Consider the following 20,994-nt stretch of genomic DNA (forward strand, 5'->3'; position numbering starts at 1 on the left):
GGATCGCCGAAGGGTCGAGAATCATACGCTCATCAGGGCGTTTGCGCATCAGAGACTAGTTGATCCGCCACAGCTCATTGGCTTTTCCGCCGACCGGTGATTTTGTGATGATTGACCAATACCCCCTGTGGGAGCGGGCTTGCCCGCTCCCACAGGGGTATTGGCTGGTTACAGGGTCAAGATCAGTCTTCGAATTCGCGGCGTTCAGCTTCGATGGCTTCGGCTAAAGCCAAGGCTTCGGCCTCTTCATCGCTAAGCTCAGGTTTCGGCTGTTCCAGGGCAGCAACCGCCGCCAGCAGTTTTTCCCGGGCTTCGGCGACACCGAGAATGTCGTCGTCCTGTTCCGGCTCGATGTCTGGTTCGGGCTCGACTTCCAGGTCAGGCTCCGGCTCGATCTGCACGGCTTCGGTGTCCGGCTGAACGTCAGCGGACTCCGGATCAGTCACGGAAACCTCGCCATCACGCAACAAATCATCGAAATCGGTCTTGATCCCCTCCTCCATGCTGTCCAATTCCAGCAACAGCGTATGGAAACTGGTTTCTTCCTTGGGCTCTTCCGGCTCGGCACTGGCATCCGCCAGTTCCTGGAGGCCCGGCGGTACGGGCGCATCGTCGAAATCGAGCACCGGATCGGGCTCCAGTTCGCGCAATTCGGCCAGCGGCGGCAGGTCGTCGAGGTTTTTCAGGTTGAAGTGATCGAGAAACGCCTTGGTGGTGGCGAACATCGCCGGCTTGCCCGGCACGTCGCGGTATCCGACGATGCGAATCCACTCGCGTTCCATCAGCGTTTTGACGATCTGACTGTTGACCGCCACACCCCGCACGTCCTCGATCTCGCCGCGGGTGATCGGCTGGCGGTAGGCGATCAGGGCGATGGTCTCGAGCATGGCGCGGGAATAGCGCTGCGGGCGCTCCTCCCACAAGCGGCCGACCCACGGCGAAAACTTTTCGCGGATTTGCAGGCGATACCCGGACGCGACCTCCTTCAGTTCAAAGGCGCGGCCATCGCAGGACTTGGCGAGTATCGTCAACGCTTTCTTGAAAACCGGTGGCTCCGGCCGCTCGCCCTCTTCGAAGAGTTCGAACAGGCGCTCGAGGGATTGCGGTTTTCCCGAGGCCAACAGAAAGGCTTCGAGCAAAGGTGCCAGCTCGCGGGGTTCACTCAGGTTCATGATTCAACTCGTTATTCGGCTCGGGCTCGCACGTGGATCGCTGCGAACGGCTCATTCTGCACCAGCTCGACCAAGGATTCCTTGACCAGCTCGAGGATCGCCATAAAAGTCACCACCACCCCCAAACGTCCTTCCTCGGCGGTGAACAGCTCGACGAACGGCACAAACCCGCCGCCCTTGAGCCGTTCCAGCACATCGCTCATGCGTTCGCGGGTGGACAGCGCCTCGCGGCTGACCTGGTGGCTTTCGAACATGTCGCCGCGACGCAGCACTTCGGCCATGGACAGCAGCAGTTCCGACAGCCGCACGTCCGGCAGCAGCTTGCGCGCCCGGGCTTCCGGGGCGTCGAGCTTGGGCACCAGCACATCGCGACCGACGCGACTCAGACCATCGATGCCTTCGGCAGCGGCCTTGAAGCGCTCGTACTCTTGCAAGCGGCGGATCAGCTCCGCGCGCGGGTCTTCTTCCTCGTCTTCGACGGTTTCGGCCCGTGGCAGCAGCATCCGCGACTTGATCTCGGCCAGCATCGCGGCCATCACCAGGTACTCGGCAGCCAGCTCCAGGCGCACCGACTGCATCAACTCGACATACCCCATGTACTGACGGGTGATTTCCGCCACCGGGATGTCGAGGATATTGATGTTCTGTTTACGGATCAGGTACAGCAGCAGATCGAGGGGGCCTTCGAAGGCTTCGAGAAAGACTTCGAGTGCATCCGGCGGGATGTACAGGTCCAGCGGCATTTCCATGACCGCCTGGCCATAGACCATGGCGAAGGGCAGCTCTTGCTGGGCTCCGGCCTGACTGTCGACGGGTTCTACTGCAGACATCTAGGCCTCGGCCATGAACGGCGTGGGATCGCCGCAACCGATGCGGATCACTTCCGGCTCGCCGTCGGCGAGGTTGATCACGGTGGACGCCTTAACCCCGCCGAAACCGCCGTCGATGATCAGGTCAACCTGATGCTCAAGCACCTGGCGCATTTCATAGGGATCGGTCATCGGGTCGGTTTCGCCGGGCAGGATCAGAGTCACGCTCATCAGCGGCTCGCCGAGCTCTTCGAGCAGCGCCAAGGCAATCGGATGGCTCGGCACCCGCAGGCCGATGGTGCGTTTTTTCGGATGCAACAGCAGGCGCGGCACTTCACGGGTGGCGTTGAGAATGAAGGTGTACGGGCCCGGTAGATGGGCCTTGAGCAAGCGGAAAAGGCCCGTGTCGATCTTGGCGAACAGTCCCAATTGCGAAAGGTCGCTGCAAATCAGCGCGAAATTGTGCTTGTCATCCAGTCCGCGCAACCGGCGCACGCGCTCCACGGCATTTTTGTCGCCGATCTGGCAACCAATGGCGTAGGACGAGTCTGTGGGATAAATCACCACCCCGCCGTTGCGGATGATTTCGACCGCCTGCTTGATCAGGCGCGCTTGCGGGTTTTCCGGATGAATCTGGAAAAATTGACTCACATTCTCTACCTGTTCAGACGGCGGCAATAATTGGGTCATGTTTGAATCGACACCACAGTGGTGGCAGATCCTCCGGAACCGGGCGGTACTCACCGATCTCGGACCAGCCTCCAGGGCCATGAAAATCACTGCCGGCGCTGACCAGCAGACCAAACTCCCGGGCGAGAATGGCCAGGCTGCCCACTTGCTCGGCGGGCTGATGGCCATTGACCACTTCAATCGCGTGGCCCCCTGCTTGAATATAGTCGGCAATCAGGCGGCGACGTTTACTGCGCGTGAAATCGTAATGCCAAGGGTGCGCCAGACTGACCCAGGCTTTGGCTGCGCGCAGCGTTTCAACGGTATCTTCCAGGGTCGGCCAATGTAGCTTGACGTCGCCCAGCTTGCCGGCACCCAGCCATTTGCGGAACGCTTCGGCGCGATCCTTGACGAAACCTTCGCGCACCATCCAGTCGGCAAAGTGCGGGCGGGCCGGCGCGTTGCCGCTGTCACCCAATTCCTGCTGGATCTCCCGTGCGCCTTCCAGCGCGCCCGGCATGCCTTTGAGCGCCAGTTTTCGGCTGATTTCTTCGGATCGCAACCAGCGACCGTCATGCAATTTGGCGATTGCCTCGACCAACGGCGCCGCATTGACGTCGAAACCGTAGCCCAATACATGAATGGTCGCACCGCCCCAGGTACAGGACAATTCGACACCGTTGATCAGTTGCATCCCCAGCGCGTTCGCTGCGTTGCGGGCCTCGTCGAGGCCCTCGAGGGTATCGTGATCGGTCAAGGCCAGGACTCGCACGCCTTTCTCGAACGCACGCGCAACCAGAACCGCAGGCGCCAGGGCGCCATCGGAGGCCGTGCTATGGCAGTGCAAATCAACATTCACGGGGCTTTGTAACCTCAAATCAGCTGGCGCTATCGCGCGCCCATATGTTTGTTATTATGCCGCCACATCCTGCTTCTGGCTGCCACTGTGAAACAATTCATCGATTTCATCCCCCTCCTGCTGTTTTTCATCGTCTTCAAGATTGATCCAAGGGTCGTCGACATTGCCGGCCACGAGGTCACTGTAGGCGGCATCTACAGCGCCACCGCGATGCTCATCATCAGTTCCCTGGTGGTCTACGGCACGCTGTTCATCAAACAGCGCAAGCTGGAGAAGAGCCAGTGGCTGACCCTGATCGCCTGCCTGGTCTTCGGCAGCCTGACCCTGGCTTTCCACAGCGAGACCTTCCTGAAATGGAAGGCCCCGGTGGTCAACTGGCTGTTCGCCCTTGCGTTCATTGGCAGCCATTTCGTCGGTGAGCAGTTGCTGATCAAACGCATCATGGGCCACGCGCTGACCCTGCCTGATGCCGTCTGGACCCGCCTGAACATCGCCTGGATCGTGTTCTTCCTGTTTTGCGGTGCCGCCAATCTCTTTGTCGCGTTCACCTTCCAGAGCTACTGGGTCGACTTCAAGGTCTTCGGCAGCCTGGGAATGACCTTGCTGTTCCTGGTCGGTCAAGGTATCTACCTGTCCCGCCACTTGCACGATGCCGATACCACCACGCCAAAAACCGAGGACTGACATGCTTTACGCAATCATTGCCACAGACGTCGCCAACTCCCTGGAAGCTCGCCTGGCCGCCCGGCCAGCGCACCTTGAGCGTCTGCAAGCGCTCAAGGGCGAAGGTCGCATCGTATTGGCCGGCCCGCATCCGGCGGTCGACAGCAATGATCCGGGCGCGGCGGGTTTCACCGGCAGTCTGATCGTCGCCGAATTCGACTCCCTGAGCGCTGCCCAGGCCTGGGCCGACGCCGATCCGTATATCGCCGCAGGCGTCTACGCCAACGTTTCGGTCAAGCCGTTCAAGCAAGTCCTGCCGTAATTCGTCCCCCTCGCGATGAACCTTCTCGGTTCATCGCGCTCTCAATCGCTCATTATTCTCGTTTGCCTGCCGACAACTTCCCAATACTCGTATTGGAATCAGGAGTCGTGATGCGCAAGGGTCCGTTGTGTCTGATGTTGGTCACGTTGTCGATCGTGGCCCCCGCCCACGGTGAAGAAAGCGCCAGTGGCGGTAGTTCGACGCCGCTGTCACTGAGCGCTGGCAGCCAGATCACCGAGTTGCAACAGCGTCTTAAGGAAAGCGAGCGGCAACGGGAAGAACTGAGCAAACAACTGCAAAATGCCGATGGCGAAAGCCCCGTGCTGGCCCGATTGCGTCAGGAGAACCAGCGCTTGAAGCTGCAGCTCAAGGAGGCCCAGGCCAGCAGCCCGCTGCCGCGCTTGCTGACCGATCAGCAACAATGGTTCGTCATCGGCGCCGGAGTTGCGCTATTGGCCCTGCTCTGCGGTATCTTCGCCAGTGGTGCAAGTCGAAAACGTCGACAATGGCTAAATTGAGTGAGTCATGAGCGAGCTGTTACTTATTGATGATGACCAGGAGTTGTGCGAGCTCCTGAGCAGTTGGCTGAGCCAGGAAGGCTTTCAAGTCCGAGCCTGTCACGATGGCCAGAGCGCCCGTCGTGCACTGGCCGAAACGTCTCCGGCAGCCGTCGTGCTGGATGTGATGTTGCCGGATGGCAGCGGCCTGGAACTGCTCAAGCAACTGCGCAGCGATCACCCCGACTTGCCGGTGCTGATGCTATCGGCCCGCGGTGAACCTTTGGACCGCATCCTCGGCCTGGAACTGGGTGCCGACGATTACCTGGCCAAACCCTGCGACCCGCGGGAACTGACCGCCCGCCTGCGAGCGGTGCTACGCCGCAGCCACCCGGCGGCCGTTTCCAGCCAGCTGGAACTGGGCGATCTGTGCTTCAGCCCGGTGCGCGGCGTAGTCAGCATCGACGAACAGGAATTCACCCTCACCGTCTCCGAAAGCCGCTTGCTGGAAGCCTTGCTCAAGCAACCCGGCGAGCCACTGGACAAACAGGAACTGGCGCAAATCGCCCTCGGTCGCAAACTGACGCTGTACGACCGCAGCCTGGACATGCACGTCAGCAACCTTCGCAAGAAGATCGGCCCGCACCCCGATGGCCGTCCGCGCATCGTCGCGCTGCGCAGCCGTGGTTACTACTACAGCCTGTAAACCGAGAAAGAGCTGGCCAACTGCAACCTGTGGCGAGGTAGCTTGCGCCCGTTGACTGCGCAGCAGTCCCGCTGTTGGGGCCGCTTCGCAGCCCGGCGCCCCAAATGACGTTATGTCAGGTCGGCGCAAAACCATCTTTACCCAAGCTTTACGCTCCACTGACCGCCGCTGACCTTGATCTCCGTAATCTGTACTCATCCGGAACGTACCGGGAATGAGACAAGGAGATTCACCATGCGCAAGACTCTTATCGCTCTGATGTTCGCCGCCGCCCTGCCGACCGTTGCCATGGCCATGCCTGAAGGCACAGGCCCGATGGGTGGGCCAATGGACGGTTCGCGCCACGGCGGTCAGATGCACGGCATGCACGGCAAAGGCCCATACAGCCAACTGGACCTGAGCCGCGAACAGCGCGATCAGATCCGCAAGATCATGGGCGAGCAAATGCACGAGCGTAAGCAACTGGTAGACAAGTACCTGGAAAAACTCTCGCCAGCCGACCAGAAAGCCATGAAGGACGAAATGGCCGCCAACCACAAGAAAGCCGAAGCCGACGTCCGCGCGCTGCTGAAACCGGATCAACAGAAGAAATTCGACGAGATCCAGAAGCAACAGGCTGAGCGCCGCGCAGAATGGGCCGAATTCAAGGCCTGGAAAGCGCAACAACCGCAAAAAGCGCAATAATGCGTTAACCCCGGACCCAATGGCTCACCCCATTGGGTCTGCTGCTTTTACTGTAGGAGCGAGCCTGCTCGCGATGGACGGCAACGATAAGGCGCGGCATCAGGTTGCACGTGTTGTCTATTCGTTCTTCGCGAGCAGGCTCGCTCCTACAGGTGATTCCGTGATTGTTTGAGGATTTTCTGTGCGCTCATTGTTCTGGCGTATTCTGGCCAGCTTCTGGCTGGCGATCGCTTTGGTTGCCGGGCTCTCCATTCTGCTGGGGCACATGCTCAATCAGGACGCGTGGATTCTCAGTCGTCATCCCGGCCTCAACACCCTGGCTGAGGAGTGGACTCAAACCTATGAGACCCAGGGCGAGGACGCCGCTCAGGACATTCTCGAACAACGCAAACGCCAATATCACATCGATGTTCAGGTGCTCAACGAAAGCGGCGACCCGGTGGTGCGCGGCACCTTCCCACGTCGCGCGGCGGCCTTCGAAGCACGCCAGAACAATGATGACCGGCGCCTGCCATGGCGTCGTCTGACGGCGGAATACACCAGCGAAAAAACCGGCGACACCTACCTGCTGATCTATCGCATTCCACACCCGGAACTGGATGCCTGGCACCGCGAAAGCCTGCTCTGGCCGCTGAGTGCACTGGGGATCGCCTTGGTGGTGCTGACCCTGTTCAGCTTGTTCGTGACCCTTTCCATTACCCGTCCGCTCAGCCGTTTGCGCGGCGCGGTGCATGATCTGGGGCAAACCACTTACCAACAAAACAGCCTGGTCAAACTGGCCAACCGCCGCGATGAGTTTGGCGTACTGGCCACTGATTTCAACCGCATGGGGGCACGCCTGCAAAGCCTGATCGGCAGCCAGCGGCAGTTGCTGCGCGATGTGTCCCACGAACTGCGCTCTCCCCTCGCCCGGCTGCGCATTGCCCTGGCCTTGGCCGAACGGGCGTCACCGGAAGAACGGCAAAAGCTCTGGCCGCGCCTGACGCGCGAATGCGACCGACTCGAAGCGCTGATCAGCGAAATTCTGGTGCTGGCGCGGGTCGATGCCGATAACGCCAGCGCTGAGGAGGTGGATCTCAACGCCTTGCTCGCAACGCTGCAACGGGATGCGCAAATGGCCTCACCGGAACAAAGCGTAACGCTGGAGGCTGAGGCGCAACTGAACCTGAAAGGCTGGCCGACCATGATCGAACGCGCCGTGGACAACCTGCTGCGCAATGCCCAGCGCTTCAATCCGGTGAGCGGGCAACCGATCGAAATGCTGGCATTGCGTCAGGGAGATCGGATCGTGGTGAGCGTGCGCGATCATGGGCCAGGCGTTGACGCCGAACATTTGAATCAACTCGGTGAACCCTTCTACCGCGCGCCGGGGCAGACTGCGGCAGGCCACGGTTTGGGATTGGCCATTGCACGGCGGGCAGCGGAGAGACATGGCGGCAGCCTGGTGCTGGCCAATCACCCGGAAGGCGGGTTTATTGCCAGTCTGGAACTGCCACTCGTCCCAGGCGCAGTGGTCCAACCCTGAACCCACTTATGATCGAGGTCGTCAGGCTTTACCGGGCCAGGCGCTGACGAACTCGGCCACATCAACTTTCTCCGCAACGCGCGGTTCTTTCTGCGGCGTGCCAAGGTACAGAAACGCAATCACCTCCTCGCCTTCGGCCAATCCCAACCCCTTGGCCACATGCGGCGAATAGGCCAGATCACCCGTACGCCACACCGCGCCAATGCCCTGCGCATAGGCCGACAGCAAAATCCCGTGGGCCGCGCAGCCAGCCGCCAGCCGTTGCTCGGACTTGGGATATTTGACGTGATCCTGCAAGCGCGCAATCACCACGACCACCAGTGGCGCCCGCAGCGGACCGTTGCGCGCCTTGTCGATGGCCGCCTCGCTGGCTTCGCCATCCTGCAGCTTCGCGGCTTCGGCCAGCAATTCGCCCATTTGCTCGCGCGCAGCACCTTCGACAGTCAAGAAACGCCACGGCTGCAAGTGACCGTGATCGGGTGCACGCATGGCGGCGGCAAACAGCGCCTCGCGCTGCTCTGGCGTGGGAGCCGGCTCGACCAGGCGTGGGACGGAAACACGGTTGAGCAATACGTCGAGAGCCTGCATCGGCCACCTCCTGAAAAATTGGTGCAGCTATTCTAGCGGTATCTACCGCCGGAGTGCCGGTTTACATGCCCTGCACCGCAGGTAGAATTGCGCCCTTCCCACATTCAGCCGAGCGGACCTCATGGCGTTGCCGACCTTACGGATCATTGGTTTCATCATCGGCATCTTCCTGATAACCCTGGCCATCGCCATGGTCGTGCCCATGGCCACGCTGGTGATCTTCGACCGTACCCATGACCTGCCGTCGTTCCTCTGGGCCAGCATGATCACCTTCGTCGCCGGCCTGGCGCTGGTCATTCCGGGACGACCCGAGCACATTCACCTGCGCCCACGGGACATGTACCTGCTGACCGTCAGCAGTTGGCTGGTGGTGTGCATCTTCGCCGCATTGCCGTTTCTGTTGACCCAGCGCATCAGCTACACCGATTCGTTTTTTGAAAGCATGTCCGGCATCACCGCCACCGGCTCGACGGTACTCAGTGGCCTGGACACCATGTCCCCCGGCATTCTGATGTGGCGCTCGCTGTTGCACTGGATCGGCGGCATCGGCTTTATCGGCATGGCGGTGGCGATTCTGCCACTGCTACGCATCGGTGGCATGCGGCTGTTTCAGACCGAGTCGTCGGACCGTTCCGAAAAAGTCATGCCCCGCTCGCACATGGTGGCGCGGTTGATCGTAGCGGCCTACGTCGGCATTACCATTGTCGGCAGCCTGGCGTTCTGGTGGGCCGGGATGAGCCTGTTCGATGCGATCAACCATGCGATGTCGGCAATTTCCACCGGTGGTTTCTCCACCTCCGACCAGTCCCTGGCCAAATGGACACAACCGGCGGTGCACTGGGTGGCGATCGTCATCATGATTCTCGGCAGCCTGCCGTTCACCCTGTACGTGGCGACCCTGCGCGGCAACCGCCGGGCGCTGATCAAGGATCAACAGGTTCAAGGCTTGCTCGGCATGTTGGTGGTGACCTGGCTGGTGCTCGGCACCTGGTACTGGTGGACCACCAAACTGCATTGGCTGGAAGCGCTGCGGCATGTGGCGCTGAACGTGACGTCAGTGGTGACGACCACCGGTTTCGCACTGGGGGACTACAGCCTCTGGGGCAATTTCTCGCTGATGCTGTTCTTCTATCTGGGCTTTGTCGGCGGCTGTTCCGGCTCGACGGCTGGCGGGATCAAGATTTTCCGCTTCCAGGTGGCCTACATTCTGCTCAAGGCCAACCTTAATCAGTTGATTCATCCGCGCGCGGTGATCAAGCAGAAGTACAACGGTCACCGGCTCGATGAAGAGATCGTGCGTTCGATTCTGACCTTTTCGTTTTTCTTCGCCATCACCATCTGCGTGATCGCGCTGTTGCTGTCGCTGCTCGGGGTAGACTGGATGACCGCGCTCACCGGCGCCGCCAGCACCGTGTCCGGTGTGGGCCCCGGCCTGGGTGAAACCATCGGCCCGGCCGGCAACTTCGCCTCGCTGCCCGACGCCGCCAAGTGGATTCTCTCGTTCGGCATGCTCTTGGGCCGACTGGAGATCATTACGGTGTTTGTTCTGTGCATTCCGGCGTTCTGGCGTCACTGACCGTCGGTGGCGCTTCCATCAATCGCGCCCGGTATTCGCCGGGCGTGGCATCGAACCAGCGCCGGAAGGCGCGGAAGAAGTTGCTCGGATCGGCGAACCCCAGCAGGTAGGCAATTTCCAGCAGGGTCATGGTCGGTTGCGCCAGATACTGCTCGGCCAATTCGCGCCGGGTGTCGTCGAGCAACGCTTGAAAACTCGTGCCCTCTTCCTGCAAGCGTCGCTGCAACGTACGTTGCGACAGGTGCAGCGTTTGCGCCACGGTGTCGCGCTTGGGTTCGCCCTGTGGCAGCAAACGGCATAGCACCTGCCGCGCCTTGTGGGTCACGCGCCCCTCGGAAAACCGTGCCAGGTATTCGCCGGCAAAGCGGTCATGCAGCAACGCCATGGCCTCGTTGGCCGTCGGCAATGGCGCTTCCATGTCCGAACGCTCGAAAATCAGCGCATCGTAAGGTGCGTTGAACACCAGCGGCGCATGGAAAGCCTGTTTATAAGGTTCGAGATTGGCCGGTTGATCGCCCTGGACCAGCACCTTGCGCGGGTGCAGCGTGCGACCGGTCAGCCAGCCGCACAGCGCCAGGGCGCAGGCCAGTGAGGCTTCGGCGCTTTGACGGGTGGGCGGCAAATGATCGCCGTGAACCGTCAGAATCAGCGCATACCCCTCATCCAGCAGGCGGAAACTCAGGTCCGCGCTTTCAGCAATAATCCGCTGGTAACGCACCAGTCGCTTGAAACCTTCGGCCAGGGTCTGGCTGGACATCAAGGCGTAGCCGGTCACATGGAACTGCGCGGGTCGTACCACCTTGCCCATGTTCAGGCCAATCGCCGGGTTGCCGGACAGCTCAACCGCGCGTTGCCAGAGTCGTGTCATGGAGTCCTGCGGGAAGCGCGCATCCGGATCATCCAATGCCGCGTAGTCAAGCCCCAGCTGTTTGAACAGAACCCGGCAATCCAGGCCGTCCATTTCCAGTGCTTTGACAATCCCCATCGCCCAGCTTGCAGAAGTCGTTCGTTCGCTCATGTCGGGTTCTTACATGATGAGCCGCACTGTCACGGCCAATTTCCGAAGGATACTAAAGTGGCGCCTATTGTCACTGGCCGATGCCATTGATCACTCTAGACTCAAATAGGCTACCCGCAGAACAACTTGCAGTCAGAACAATAAGCACAGAGATCGCATTCGTGGAAAACGTCAAACGATTCAACAGCTTCGCTGAGTTTTACCCGTATTACCTCAGCGAGCACAGCGACAGCACTTGCCGACGAATGCACTTCATCGGCACGACGCTGGTCATTTTCATTCTGGCGCTGACCATTGGTCGGGGCACCTGGATGCTGTTGTGGGCTTTGCCGGTGGCCGGTTACAGCTTCGCCTGGGTCGGACATTTCTTCTTCGAAAGGAATCGCCCTGCAACTTTCCAACATCCCTTCTATAGCCTGCTCGGCGATTTCGTCATGTATCGCGACATGATTCTGGGACGCGTGCCGTTCTAGAACACAGGAGGATTGCCGATGAATGCAAACGCCCGTTTCACCCACATGAAGGACGGCACCCAGGAAGACTGGGCGATCATTGCTGCGGACTTCAGTGCCTACGCCCGTCAACTGCCGGCACGAATCGCAGCGCACCTGAAGTTGTTGGAGGGTGATTTTGGTGGCTTTCCAGTGGACCGCCTGACCCACTCCCTGCAAACCGCCACCCGCGCCTGGCGCGACGGCCGCGATGAAGAGTACGTGGTCTGCGCCCTGCTCCATGACATCGGCGACACCCTTGGCTCCTACAACCACCCGGACATCGCGGCCGCCATCCTCAAGCCGTTCGTCAGCGCCGAGAATTTGTGGATGGTGGAAAAACACGGAATTTTCCAGGGCTACTACTTTTTCCATCACCTGGGCATGGACCGGCACCTGCGCGAGCAATTCAGCGATCACCCGCAGTACCTGGCAACCATCGAATTCTGCGCCAAGTACGACGCGGCGGCGTTTGATCCGGCATATGACACCCTGCCGCTGAGCTTCTTTGAACCGATGATGGCGCGACTGTTTGCGCAGCCAAAGCACTCGATCTACAAGGCGGCGATGGAAGAATACTCACCCGCCTGACAGGCCTTAGGGGATCGCTGCGCGGTCCATCGCGAGCAAGCTCACTCTCACAGGTGACCGCGTCCTTTCAGGAAAAAACGATCAAATGGTGGGAGCGAGCCTGCTCGCGATGAGGCCACTACAATCAGCGCAATGTTCACGCCGGCTCGGCGACTTTCAAAGCCTTCAACTGCGCCTCCCGCGCCTGGGCATCAGCCAGGCGATACAACTCGATCGTGCCATCCCAATGCTCGATCAGCGCCGTGCACGACTCCACCCAGTCCCCGCAATTGAGGTAATCCACCTCGCCGACCTTGCGAATCTCGGCATGGTGAATGTGCCCGCACACCACGCCATGCAGCTCGCGTTTGACACACTCATGGGCGATGGCTTCTTCAAAATCGCTGATGAAGCTGACGGCGGTTTTCACCTTGTGCTTGAGGTACGCCGACAGCGACCAGTAGCCATAGCCATAACGGGCACGCCAATGGTTGAGCCAACGATTGAGGGTCAGGGTGAATTCGTAGGCCGAGTCGCCGAGAAAGGCCAGCCAGCGGTGATAGCGAGTGATTACGTCAAACTGGTCCCCGTGAATCACCAACAAATGCCTGCCGTCAGCGGTCACGTGCACCGCTTCGTCCACCAACTGGATATTGCCCAGAATCAGCTTCGAATAGCGGCGCAGGAATTCGTCATGGTTGCCGGTGACGTAGATCACCTCGGTACCGCGCTTGGCCATGGTCAGCAAGCGCCGGATCACGTTGGTGTGCGCCTGCGGCCAGTACATGCCGCCGCGCAGTTTCCAGCCGTCGATGATATCGCCCACCAGATAGATCTTGTCTGCGTGGTAACCCTTGAGAAACTGCGACAGATGCTCGGCCTGGCAATCGCGCGTGCCCAAATGCACGTCGGAAATCCATAGGGTCCGCACACGTTGCTTACGGCTGGGTTTGGCGAGCTCGGCGCTGGTCATGGACAACCCTCAGGACTGGTTTTCGCCAGCTTGCGCCGGGTGGATTAATAGCCCATGACAGCGGCAAGTCAGTCTTGTGACAACGCGAACGAGCCGCCTCGGTGTAAACTGCCGCCCAGTCCCCGGAGCCCCGCGATGAGACCGATCCTCACCCTTCGTCAGTACAGCCACGACCTGATCATCCACAGCCATGAGCACGCACAATTGGTGTTCGGGCTGTCGGGCGCGCTGGATTTCGAGATCGACGGCCGTGGCAGCCAGGTGGTTCAGCAGAGTTTCGCCGTGGTGCCATCCGGCGCGCACCATGCGTGCGGCAGCGCCAATGGCAGCCGTTGCCTGGTACTGGACGTGCCTGGTGATCAATGGGTCTCTCAGTCCCTGGGCGATCATGCCGAATCCAGCCGACGCTTGCTCGACAACGCTGGACGGCTGTCGCTGGATGCCGGGCAAAGCCAACTGGTCGCCTGGCTGGCCAACAGCCCGGTCGAGGATCCGCTGATTGCGCAACAGGGTGCGGTGCTGTTGCTGGCCAGTCTGAACAACGCAAGACCTGACAGCGTCGGTACTCGGCGCCTGCCCTACGCTGCATTGAATGCGCACATTGACCAATACGCCGCCTACCCGCTGCAAGTCGCCGATCTGGCACGCCTGGCCGGCCTCTCCAGTGCTCGTCTGCATGCCCGGTTCGTTGCCGAATGCGGGCAGACGCCGATGGATTACATCCGCAGTCGCCGCCTGCATAAGGCCGTTACCTTGTTGCGCGAATCGATGCTGCCCATAGGCGAGATTGCCTGTCGCGTCGGTTACAGCTCCCAGAGTGCATTCGCCGCCGCGGTGCTGCGCGAGTTCGGCACATCACCGGGCAAACTGCGACGCGAGGCTGGCGACAAACAGTGAGAGTCTGACGACAGACACGACGGTAGCGGGTGCGGTTAAATGGTCCGGCTCACGATGTTTATCAAGGACTGCAATGACTCCCCGTACCGCCCTTGGGGCCCTGCATATCGGTGCACTGATGTTTGGCCTGACCGGCGTATTCGGAAAACTCGCCGCAGCCTCACCGGCCATCATCGTTTTCGGCCGCGCGGCATTCGCAGTGCTGGCGCTGGCATTTTTTGCACGATTCGCCCGCCAGAGCCGCTGGCAAACACTTGAAGCCGTGGACTGGCGTCGACTGTTGCTCAGCGGCCTGTTGCTGGCCGGGCACTGGGTGAGTTTCTTCATTGCGGTGAAAGTGGCTGGCGTGGCGATCGCAACGCTCGGCTTTGCCAGTTTCCCGGCCTTTACCGTCATCCTCGAAGGCCTGATTTTCCGCGAACGCATTCGCGCCAATGAGATCCTGTTGGTCGTACTGGTCAGCGTCGGATTGGTGCTGGTGACGCCAGCGTTCGATCTGGCCAGCGGCGCTACCACGGGCCTGCTCTGGGCCGTGGCATCCGGTTTGTTGTTCGCCCTGCTGTCGCTGACCAACCGCGTCAGTTCCGGCCGCATTCCGCCGGTGCAGGCAGCGCTATATCAGAACGTTGTGGTCGCCCTGTGCCTGTTGCCGATGGCGGCGCCGCAATTGAGCGAGGTGCGTGCTATCGACTGGCTGTGGATCAGCCTGCTCGGGGTGTTCTGCACCGGCGTTGCCCATAGCCTGTTCGTCGCCAGCCTCGCCGTGATCAAGGCCCGGACCGCCGCCGTGGTCTTCGCCCTGGAGCCGGTTTACGGCATCACCGTGGCCTGGCTGTTATTCGATGAAAACCCGACCCTGCGCATGTTGCTGGGCGGTGCGTTGATCATCGTCGCGATTGTGGTGTCCAGCAGGCTTGCGAACGGTTCGAGCAAGAAAGCCGTCGCCGCAGAGGCCGCCTCTCACTGAGTGCGATCGTTGTGTCCGAGATCCCGGTCCGGATCGATTTGATCACGGACCCGCTGTTTCAGAATCTTGGCCTCGGGAAACCCACCGTCAACCTTGCGCTCCCAGATTTGCACCTCGTCGCAGGAAATGTGAAAGACGCCGCCCGTGCCGGGTACCAGGGACACTTTACCCAGATCGTCGCCGAACGTGCTGAGAAGCTCCTGGGCCAGCCAGGCAGCGCGCAACAACCACTGGCATTGGGTGCAATAAGTGATGACGATTTCCGGTTTGCTCGCGGCCATGAAAGACAGGTTCCCTGAGGCATAAAGACTGACGTTTGAATGCGCTCCAGCTTACAACACATCACATCTGTGGCGAGGGAGCTTGCTCCCTCGCCACAATAGTTCCCTACACCCAAGGTTATCGGGTGACGGCAAATTAACTGCGGGCCGCCTGTTTCGGCGGTTCAAGGTCCGGCGATGGAACCGGCTCTGCGAACTCGACCAGAAAGCTGCCGTCCATCGATCGGGAAACGGGTTCGAGTTCCCATTCAATGTCGGGCTCCGGCAATGTAGAGGCACTCGATGGCGATCCGGTGGCGTCGATCAAGCCCCAACTCGCCCCCATCGACAGGTCATCCAGGTTCAACTGGAACTCGTTGCCAGACGCTGCCGCCACGGGCACTGCGGCTGATGCGACAGGGCTCAACCCGGGATGACGTGCACGGTTTTCCAGGAATTCTTGTGGGGCAAACCCGGAACTGCGCAGGCTGGCCTGTTGCGCTTCATGGGCCGCGATTTCACCTTGATTACCCAGAGCGTCCTGCCATGGTTCCACCGATCGGTTCAGTACCGGCTCTTGCTTGGCCGCAGGTTCGGGGGCGGTCTGTAATGGCTGGCGGCGACGCCGAACGAACCATCCCAGCAGCCCCAACACCACCAGCGCCAGCGCCGGCAGCCCGAATATCAGCGACAAATCTCTCCCGGGCTCTGCCGTAACGACAGGCGTCGGCGTCACCACCGCAGGCTCATCCGGCTCTGCTGTCGACAGCTGAACTTCTGCCAACCGGGTTTGCAACTCGGCTACCTGCTTTTTCCCAGCGGCGATCTGTTCGCCCTGTGCCAGGAGCTTCGCCTTGAGCTCGTCAACGCTTGCCTGCAACTGCTGGTTTTGCAGCACGCTGGCGGCCAATTGTTCATCAAGCGGATGAATCAGTGGAGCGGCGGCAGGCTTGGGCGGCTCCTTGCGCGCAGGAAGTGGCGCGGTGGCAGGCTGGACACTCGGAAATTCGGAAGAGGGTCGGCCGATCAGCGGTTCATCCGTTGCCGGCACAATATTGGGTGATCCTGGAGGGTCGATCAGCACCGTGTACTCACGCAGCAACCGGCCGTTGGGCTGATTGAGCTGTACGAGGAAATTCAGGAAGGGTTCATTGACCGGTTTGTTAGATGTCACCTGGATCAGGCGACGGTTGCCCCGCAGGACAGGAGTGAACTTCAGGTTATCAAGGAAGAGCACCCGCTCGACACCGGCCCGGCTGAATTCGTCCGCTGTCGCCAGGCTGACCGACAGTTCGCCCTCCTCCAGGCCTGCGGCATCCATCAGCGCAATGTCGGCTCGCAGCGGCTGATTCAATGCCGAGTGAACGGTCATTTCACCGAGCCCCAGCGCTGACGCCAATGCCGAGTAAGTGACAACGGCACCGACCAGCAACAATCGGGTGCAACAGCGTACAACGAAAAGCCGACTCTCAAGCATGAGCATCCCTTAGTAACCAGAACCAACCTGCACGTGTTCGCACATCCGGTACGAACACGATATCGCGCAGTAGTTCTTATAGTCTGCTCAATGCGGCCGCTCACCAGTCTGGCGCGGGGTTATGCCTCAAGATTTTTCCAGGTTGCCAAGAATGTGCCCATGAACCCGCATGCACACCGCCAAATCCGCCTCATCCACGCCTTCGAACAGCTCGTGGCGCAATTGCGTGGCAATGGTTTCAATTTGTTCGATCAGGGGGAGCGCCGGGGCGCAGAGGACGATCTTCTTTGCTCGACGGTCTTCCAGCACCGCTTGACGCTGCACCAGGCCCTGGCTTTCCAGGCTATCGAGCAGGCGGGCCAGGGTGGGGCCTTCCACGCCGACGCTTTGCGCCAGTTCACGTTGTGTCGGGGCTTCGTCGAAACGCGCCAGGTGCAGCAGCACCAGCCAACGCGCCTGGGACAGTCCGAGCCCGGCCAGTCGGCGGTCGAGTTCGGCACGCCAGCCGCGTGACATCTGGGCCAATTGCATGCCAAAGCGGTGTTGATCGGTTAACGGCATAAAACACTCATGATTAGACTGAAACAGAGAAAACCTAATAATTAGTCAGCTAAGCATGAGCCTTGCCCTGAGGCAAGGCTTGATCTGTACTGAATCGTTACATCAGCACGACAGATCACTCAAATCTCGAATTCGGACTGCAATGCAGCCCGTACACAGTACAAAACACCTTCCGGCACCCGGCCTGCAAACAGCGCGGAAATCTCCGACACTGGCGGTAACTCGCCTTCGCCGTCGAGGAACGCATCCTGAACTTCGCCCATCAAGTCCTCGGGCAAATCCAGTGCCTGTTCCAGCGACAGCTGCTGCTTGCCAATGGCCTCGGCCAGCATGGTGTAGACGTTCTTTTCCGAGCATTGCAGCTGACCGGCAATCTGCAGCGGCGTCATGCCGGCGCGCGCCAGGGTGATCAATTCGTGGCGCACATCGGCCACCACCTTCGGTGCCTCGACCTGGCCGCCGAGAACTTCGAGGAAGGCCTCGCCATAACGTTCCAGCTTGCGCGCGCCGACGCCACTGACCGTGGCCATTTCCGCCAGGGAAGTGGGCTGGCTGCGGAGCATTTCCAGCAAGGTGGAATCCGGGAAGATGACGTAAGGCGGCACACCGTGTTCTTCGGCGAGTTTGCGTCGCAGGGCACGCAAGGCTTCCCACTGTTCGCGTTCTTCGCCGCGCACCAGTTGGCTCGCCTGGCTCTTGCTGCTTTTGGTCGTGGTTTGCGCCTTGAGGTCGCGGCGCAGCTCCAGGGTCACTTCACCCTTGAGCAGCGGCCGGCAGCTGTCACTCAGGCGCAAGCCGCCGTAACCTTCCAGGTCGATATCCGCCAGCCCCCGGGCAACCAGTTGTCGGAACAACGAGCGCCATTCGCCTTCGGCCATCGCTTTGCCGACACCGTAAACCGACAGATGCTGATGACCGAAACTGCGGACTTTTTCGTTGTCCTTGCCCAGCAATACATCCACCAAATGCCCGACACCGTAGCGCTGGCCGGTGCGGTAGATCGCCGAAAGCGCCTGACGGGCGGGCTCGGTGGCGTCCCAGGTCTGCACGCCGTCGACACAGTTGTCGCAGTGACCACAGGGCTCGGGCATGTCCTCGTCGAAATAGGCCAGCAGGGTCTGGCGGCGGCAGCGGGTTTCTTCGCACAACGAGAGCATGGCGTCGAGCTTGTGCTGCTCCAGGCGCTTGTGGCGTTCGTCGCCTTCGGAGTTCTGCAGCATCTGCTTGAGCATCACCACGTCTTGCAGGCCGTAGGCCATCCAGGCGTCTGCCGGCAGGCCGTCACGCCCGCCGCGACCGGTTTCCTGATAGTAGGCCTCAAGGGATTTCGGCAGATCGAGGTGTGCGACAAAACGTACGTTGGGTTTGTCGATGCCCATGCCGAACGCCACGGTGGCGACCATGATCAGGCCTTCCTCGTTGAGGAAGCGCTTCTGGTGGTAGGCGCGCAAATCGTTGGGCAACCCGGCGTGGTAGGGCAGCGCCGGGAAGCCTTGCTCACTGAGGAATGCCGCCACCTCCTCGACCTTTTTGCGCGACAGGCAATACACAATGCCGGCATCGCTGCGCCGTTCGGCGAGAAACGCCAGCAACTGCTTGCGCGGCTGCTCCTTGGGCACGATGCGATAAAAGATGTTCGGTCGATCGAAGCTCGACAGGAAGCGCTCGGCGTTCTGCAAGTGCAGGCGAGTGACAATCTCTTCCCGGGTGCGTTTGTCGGCGGTGGCGGTCAGGGCGATGCGTGGCACATCGGGGAACATTTCCGCCAACTGGCCCAGTTGCAGGTACTCCGGACGGAAATCATGACCCCATTGCGACACGCAGTGCGCTTCGTCAATGGCGAACAGAGCGATGTTCAACCCTTGCAGGAACGCCAGCATGCGTGGCTGGACCAGCCGTTCCGGCGCGAGATAGAGCATTTTCACTTCGCCGCGCTTGATGCGGGCCGCCAGGTCGCGTTGTTGCTCGGCACTGAGGGTAGAGTTCAATGCGGCGGCGGCCACGCCCAGCTCTTCGAGCGTCGCGACCTGATCGTCCATCAAGGCAATCAGCGGCGACACCACGACGGCCAGGCCATCGCGCAACAGCGCCGGCACCTGGAAGCACAAGGATTTGCCGCCACCGGTAGGCATCAGAACCAGGGCATCGCCGCCGCTGGCCACGCGCTCAATGATTGCACCCTGACGGCCACGGAAACTGTCGTAGCCGAAGATGTCCTTGAGGACGCGTTGAGCCTGTTCGAGCATAAAAACTCCAAAAATCACCGAAACATCCCTGCAAGGCTGGTTCAGAACCGCCAGCTCCACACCGACAAATCGTAAGTGCGCGTTGCATGTCGCTTCACATTTCAGTCGGGACGCCAGCAGGGCATCACAAAACGCGCGAGTATACCCGAGCACTGTCCGGCAAAGGGCGCCGCTGATAAGACACACCAACAACACCGTATAAATCCTGTGGGAGTGAGCTTGCTCGCGATGGCGGCGGATCAGGCAGCGACGATGTTGGATGTGACGACCCCATCGCGAGCAGGCTCGCTCCCACAAGGAATGCGGTGCAAATATGCCGCGCGGCTGGCCTGAGCGCTCAAGAAGGCCTAGAATTCCCGCATCTGTTAATTCCCCAAGGTAGTCCTTTAATGTCCTTCGCTGAGCAACTAACCCGCCTGCAAGTCTTCCTCGACGCCGATGAACTGCATGACGAGGCGCTGGACTACGTGGCCGCCCACGGCTACCTCACCGCGCTGTCGATCTGTTCCGAAGAGGTCCCGGATCGTGAGTGGATCGACGCGCTCTTCGCCGAAGAGCCGCATTACGCCGACGACACCGAGCGCGAAGCGATCGAATCCACGTTGCTGGCCCTCAAGGCGCACATCGCCCGTCAACTGGCCTCTGATGAAGAGTTCGAGTTGCCCTGCGACCTGGACCTGGGCGATGACCCGGACGATTCCGATCTGCGTGGCTGGTGCATCGGCTTCATGGAAGGCGTGTTCCTGCGCGAAGAAGCCTGGTTCGAAACCGCCGAAGATGAAGTCAGCGAAATGTTGCTGCCGATCATGGTCGGTTCGGGCCTGTTCGACGAGCAACCGGAGTTCTCCGACATCGCCGCCGACGCCAACCTGATGGACGACATGATCGTACAGATCCCGGAAGCCCTGACCGCGCTGTACCTGCTGTGCAACGCGCCAGACGAAAAACCGGCGATCCTCAAGCCACGTCACCACTAAGGTCGTGCCTATGGACGCCCCCATAGGCAACCGCCCCCTGATGTTGCGTTACGTGTTGCTGACCATCGGCTGGCTCAGCGTAGCGCTGGGGGTGATCGGGATTTTCCTGCCGGTATTGCCCACCACGCCCTTCCTGCTGCTGGCGGCCGCCTGTTTCGCCCGCAGTTCGCCGCGCTTTTATCGATGGCTGGTGGAGCATCGGCACCTTGGGCCCTGGATTCGCGACTACCTCGACGGCAACGGCATTCCGCTCAAGGGCAAGGTCTACGCCATCGGCCTGATGTGGGCGAGCATCCTGTTCTCCTGCTATCTCGTGCCCCTGCCTTGGGCTCGCGGCTTCATGCTGACCAGCGCGGTGCTGGTGACGATCTATATCCTTCGCCAGAAAACCCTGCACAAATCCTGAACTTCTGTGGCGCCTTCGCCACGCAGGCCGTCCTGCGTGACACCTTCATCCGACGATCTGCCCCTCTTCGCGGCAAACACC

At 60.6% G+C, this 20,994-nt stretch carries 24 protein-coding genes; 13 read left to right on the forward strand and 11 right to left on the reverse strand.

The window, feature by feature from the left end; all coding sequences use genetic code 11:
- Positions 1 to 182 precede the first annotated feature (182 nt).
- The 4 genes from scpB to GQ39_RS17525 are packed head-to-tail and all read right to left on the reverse strand — an operon-like array spanning position 183 to position 3,509.
- Positions 183 to 1,172 carry an SMC-Scp complex subunit ScpB gene (gene scpB, locus GQ39_RS17510; protein ID WP_047532078.1) on the reverse strand — a complete coding sequence of 330 codons (990 nt, stop codon included), beginning with the start codon at positions 1,170 to 1,172 and terminating at the stop codon, positions 183 to 185.
- A gap of 11 nt (positions 1,173 to 1,183) precedes the next feature.
- Complete coding sequence (locus GQ39_RS17515; RefSeq protein WP_174552501.1) at positions 1,184 to 1,942, reverse strand: segregation and condensation protein A; 759 nt, start codon at positions 1,940 to 1,942, stop codon at positions 1,184 to 1,186.
- 60 nt (positions 1,943 to 2,002) lie between these two features.
- Complete coding sequence (locus tag GQ39_RS17520; RefSeq protein ID WP_047538990.1) at positions 2,003 to 2,632, reverse strand: L-threonylcarbamoyladenylate synthase; 630 nt, start codon at positions 2,630 to 2,632, stop codon at positions 2,003 to 2,005.
- A gap of 13 nt (positions 2,633 to 2,645) precedes the next feature.
- On the reverse strand, positions 2,646 to 3,509 hold the full coding sequence (locus GQ39_RS17525) for a PHP domain-containing protein (protein WP_047532081.1): 864 nt from the start codon (positions 3,507 to 3,509) through the stop codon (positions 2,646 to 2,648).
- 87 nt (positions 3,510 to 3,596) lie between these two features.
- Between GQ39_RS17525 and GQ39_RS17530 the strand changes: the two genes are divergently transcribed.
- The 6 genes from GQ39_RS17530 to GQ39_RS17555 all read left to right on the forward strand — a co-directional run bounded on the left by GQ39_RS17530 (position 3,597) and on the right by GQ39_RS17555 (position 7,906).
- Positions 3,597 to 4,193, forward strand: coding sequence for a septation protein A (locus GQ39_RS17530; protein ID WP_047532083.1), 597 nt, complete (start codon positions 3,597 to 3,599; stop codon positions 4,191 to 4,193).
- A 1-nt stretch (position 4,194) separates the two neighbouring features.
- Positions 4,195 to 4,494 (forward strand): YciI family protein, encoded by a 300-nt coding sequence (locus GQ39_RS17535; RefSeq protein ID WP_047532085.1) that lies wholly within the window; start codon positions 4,195 to 4,197, stop codon positions 4,492 to 4,494.
- Positions 4,495 to 4,604: 110 nt separating this feature from the next.
- On the forward strand, positions 4,605 to 5,012 hold the full coding sequence (locus GQ39_RS17540; protein ID WP_047532086.1) for a translation initiation factor 2: 408 nt from the start codon (positions 4,605 to 4,607) through the stop codon (positions 5,010 to 5,012).
- A gap of 7 nt (positions 5,013 to 5,019) precedes the next feature.
- Positions 5,020 to 5,697, forward strand: coding sequence for a response regulator transcription factor (locus GQ39_RS17545; protein ID WP_027922300.1), 678 nt, complete (start codon positions 5,020 to 5,022; stop codon positions 5,695 to 5,697).
- 234 nt (positions 5,698 to 5,931) lie between these two features.
- A complete protein-coding gene (locus GQ39_RS17550) occupies positions 5,932 to 6,381 on the forward strand; it encodes a Spy/CpxP family protein refolding chaperone (RefSeq protein ID WP_047532087.1) in 450 nt (149 codons plus the stop codon).
- A gap of 181 nt (positions 6,382 to 6,562) precedes the next feature.
- On the forward strand, positions 6,563 to 7,906 hold the full coding sequence (locus tag GQ39_RS17555; protein ID WP_047532089.1) for a sensor histidine kinase: 1,344 nt from the start codon (positions 6,563 to 6,565) through the stop codon (positions 7,904 to 7,906).
- Positions 7,907 to 7,927: 21 nt separating this feature from the next.
- Here GQ39_RS17555 and GQ39_RS17560 read toward each other — a convergent pair whose 3' ends face one another.
- Positions 7,928 to 8,494: an NAD(P)H nitroreductase gene (locus GQ39_RS17560; RefSeq protein WP_047532090.1), complete on the reverse strand. Its 567-nt coding sequence runs from the start codon at positions 8,492 to 8,494 to the stop codon at positions 7,928 to 7,930.
- Positions 8,495 to 8,615: 121 nt separating this feature from the next.
- On the opposite strand from GQ39_RS17560, the gene GQ39_RS17565 reads away from it, so the two are divergent.
- Positions 8,616 to 10,070, forward strand: a complete 1,455-nt coding sequence (locus GQ39_RS17565; protein ID WP_047532091.1) for a TrkH family potassium uptake protein — start codon at positions 8,616 to 8,618, stop codon at positions 10,068 to 10,070.
- On the opposite strand, the gene GQ39_RS17570 is transcribed toward GQ39_RS17565, so the two are convergent.
- Positions 10,027 to 11,088 carry an AraC family transcriptional regulator gene (locus tag GQ39_RS17570; protein ID WP_081997935.1) on the reverse strand — a complete coding sequence of 354 codons (1,062 nt, stop codon included), beginning with the start codon at positions 11,086 to 11,088 and terminating at the stop codon, positions 10,027 to 10,029. The genes GQ39_RS17565 and GQ39_RS17570 overlap by 44 nt on opposite strands.
- Positions 11,089 to 11,249: 161 nt before the next feature.
- On the opposite strand from GQ39_RS17570, the gene GQ39_RS17575 reads away from it, so the two are divergent.
- Positions 11,250 to 11,561, forward strand: a complete 312-nt coding sequence (locus tag GQ39_RS17575) for a DUF962 domain-containing protein (protein WP_047532095.1) — start codon at positions 11,250 to 11,252, stop codon at positions 11,559 to 11,561.
- An 18-nt stretch (positions 11,562 to 11,579) separates the two neighbouring features.
- Complete coding sequence (locus GQ39_RS17580; protein WP_047532097.1) at positions 11,580 to 12,170, forward strand: HD domain-containing protein; 591 nt, start codon at positions 11,580 to 11,582, stop codon at positions 12,168 to 12,170.
- Positions 12,171 to 12,306: 136 nt separating this feature from the next.
- Here the strand turns inward: GQ39_RS17580 and GQ39_RS17585 are convergent, their stop codons facing one another.
- A complete protein-coding gene (locus tag GQ39_RS17585; RefSeq protein WP_047532099.1) occupies positions 12,307 to 13,122 on the reverse strand; it encodes a UDP-2,3-diacylglucosamine diphosphatase in 816 nt (271 codons plus the stop codon).
- Between the two features lie 135 nt (positions 13,123 to 13,257).
- On the opposite strand from GQ39_RS17585, the gene GQ39_RS17590 reads away from it, so the two are divergent.
- Both GQ39_RS17590 and GQ39_RS17595 read left to right on the forward strand, forming a co-directional pair.
- Entirely contained in the window at positions 13,258 to 14,019 is a 762-nt protein-coding gene (locus GQ39_RS17590) for a helix-turn-helix transcriptional regulator (RefSeq protein WP_047532101.1), read from the forward strand.
- A gap of 73 nt (positions 14,020 to 14,092) precedes the next feature.
- Positions 14,093 to 14,986 (forward strand): DMT family transporter, encoded by an 894-nt coding sequence (locus GQ39_RS17595; RefSeq protein WP_047532102.1) that lies wholly within the window; start codon positions 14,093 to 14,095, stop codon positions 14,984 to 14,986.
- On the opposite strand, the gene GQ39_RS17600 is transcribed toward GQ39_RS17595, so the two are convergent.
- The 4 genes from GQ39_RS17600 to recQ form a co-directional block, all read right to left on the reverse strand.
- Positions 14,980 to 15,267 carry a SelT/SelW/SelH family protein gene (locus GQ39_RS17600; RefSeq protein WP_047532104.1) on the reverse strand — a complete coding sequence of 96 codons (288 nt, stop codon included), beginning with the start codon at positions 15,265 to 15,267 and terminating at the stop codon, positions 14,980 to 14,982. The two genes, GQ39_RS17595 and GQ39_RS17600, sit on opposite strands and share 7 nt — an antisense overlap.
- 136 nt (positions 15,268 to 15,403) lie before the next feature.
- Complete coding sequence (locus tag GQ39_RS17605) at positions 15,404 to 16,723, reverse strand: type IV pilus assembly protein FimV (RefSeq protein WP_152614005.1); 1,320 nt, start codon at positions 16,721 to 16,723, stop codon at positions 15,404 to 15,406.
- A 126-nt stretch (positions 16,724 to 16,849) separates the two neighbouring features.
- A complete protein-coding gene (locus GQ39_RS17610; protein WP_047532107.1) occupies positions 16,850 to 17,284 on the reverse strand; it encodes a MarR family transcriptional regulator in 435 nt (144 codons plus the stop codon).
- A 119-nt stretch (positions 17,285 to 17,403) separates the two neighbouring features.
- Positions 17,404 to 19,530 (reverse strand): DNA helicase RecQ, encoded by a 2,127-nt coding sequence (recQ, locus tag GQ39_RS17615; protein WP_047532109.1) that lies wholly within the window; start codon positions 19,528 to 19,530, stop codon positions 17,404 to 17,406.
- A 389-nt stretch (positions 19,531 to 19,919) separates the two neighbouring features.
- On the opposite strand from recQ, the gene GQ39_RS17620 reads away from it, so the two are divergent.
- Together GQ39_RS17620 and GQ39_RS17625 are read left to right on the forward strand one after the other, a co-directional pair.
- Complete coding sequence (locus GQ39_RS17620; RefSeq protein WP_047532110.1) at positions 19,920 to 20,507, forward strand: UPF0149 family protein; 588 nt, start codon at positions 19,920 to 19,922, stop codon at positions 20,505 to 20,507.
- A 10-nt stretch (positions 20,508 to 20,517) separates the two neighbouring features.
- A complete protein-coding gene (locus GQ39_RS17625; protein WP_047532112.1) occupies positions 20,518 to 20,913 on the forward strand; it encodes a YbaN family protein in 396 nt (131 codons plus the stop codon).
- The last annotated feature ends 81 nt before the right edge of the window (positions 20,914 to 20,994 follow it).

It is taken from the genome of Pseudomonas sp. 11/12A (assembly GCF_000800055.1).
Taxonomy (GTDB): domain Bacteria; phylum Pseudomonadota; class Gammaproteobacteria; order Pseudomonadales; family Pseudomonadaceae; genus Aquipseudomonas; species Aquipseudomonas mohnii.

Coding starts and splice junctions, on each gene's coding strand:
- GQ39_RS17625 (WP_047532112.1), top strand. CDS start 20,518: ATGGACGCCCCCATAGGCAACCGCCCCCTGATGTTGCGTTACGTGTTG.
- GQ39_RS17590 (WP_047532101.1), top strand. CDS start 13,258: ATGAGACCGATCCTCACCCTTCGTCAGTACAGCCACGACCTGATCATC.
- GQ39_RS17550 (WP_047532087.1), top strand. CDS start 5,932: ATGCGCAAGACTCTTATCGCTCTGATGTTCGCCGCCGCCCTGCCGACC.
- scpB (WP_047532078.1), bottom strand. CDS start 1,172: ATGAACCTGAGTGAACCCCGCGAGCTGGCACCTTTGCTCGAAGCCTTT.
- GQ39_RS17565 (WP_047532091.1), top strand. CDS start 8,616: ATGGCGTTGCCGACCTTACGGATCATTGGTTTCATCATCGGCATCTTC.
- GQ39_RS17580 (WP_047532097.1), top strand. CDS start 11,580: ATGAATGCAAACGCCCGTTTCACCCACATGAAGGACGGCACCCAGGAA.
- GQ39_RS17515 (WP_174552501.1), bottom strand. CDS start 1,942: ATGGTCTATGGCCAGGCGGTCATGGAAATGCCGCTGGACCTGTACATC.
- GQ39_RS17585 (WP_047532099.1), bottom strand. CDS start 13,122: ATGACCAGCGCCGAGCTCGCCAAACCCAGCCGTAAGCAACGTGTGCGG.
- recQ (WP_047532109.1), bottom strand. CDS start 19,530: ATGCTCGAACAGGCTCAACGCGTCCTCAAGGACATCTTCGGCTACGAC.
- GQ39_RS17570 (WP_081997935.1), bottom strand. CDS start 11,088: ATGAGCGAACGAACGACTTCTGCAAGCTGGGCGATGGGGATTGTCAAA.
- GQ39_RS17605 (WP_152614005.1), bottom strand. CDS start 16,723: ATGCTTGAGAGTCGGCTTTTCGTTGTACGCTGTTGCACCCGATTGTTG.
- GQ39_RS17610 (WP_047532107.1), bottom strand. CDS start 17,284: ATGCCGTTAACCGATCAACACCGCTTTGGCATGCAATTGGCCCAGATG.
- GQ39_RS17545 (WP_027922300.1), top strand. CDS start 5,020: ATGAGCGAGCTGTTACTTATTGATGATGACCAGGAGTTGTGCGAGCTC.
- GQ39_RS17595 (WP_047532102.1), top strand. CDS start 14,093: ATGACTCCCCGTACCGCCCTTGGGGCCCTGCATATCGGTGCACTGATG.
- GQ39_RS17620 (WP_047532110.1), top strand. CDS start 19,920: ATGTCCTTCGCTGAGCAACTAACCCGCCTGCAAGTCTTCCTCGACGCC.
- GQ39_RS17535 (WP_047532085.1), top strand. CDS start 4,195: ATGCTTTACGCAATCATTGCCACAGACGTCGCCAACTCCCTGGAAGCT.
- GQ39_RS17560 (WP_047532090.1), bottom strand. CDS start 8,494: ATGCAGGCTCTCGACGTATTGCTCAACCGTGTTTCCGTCCCACGCCTG.
- GQ39_RS17600 (WP_047532104.1), bottom strand. CDS start 15,267: ATGGCCGCGAGCAAACCGGAAATCGTCATCACTTATTGCACCCAATGC.
- GQ39_RS17540 (WP_047532086.1), top strand. CDS start 4,605: ATGCGCAAGGGTCCGTTGTGTCTGATGTTGGTCACGTTGTCGATCGTG.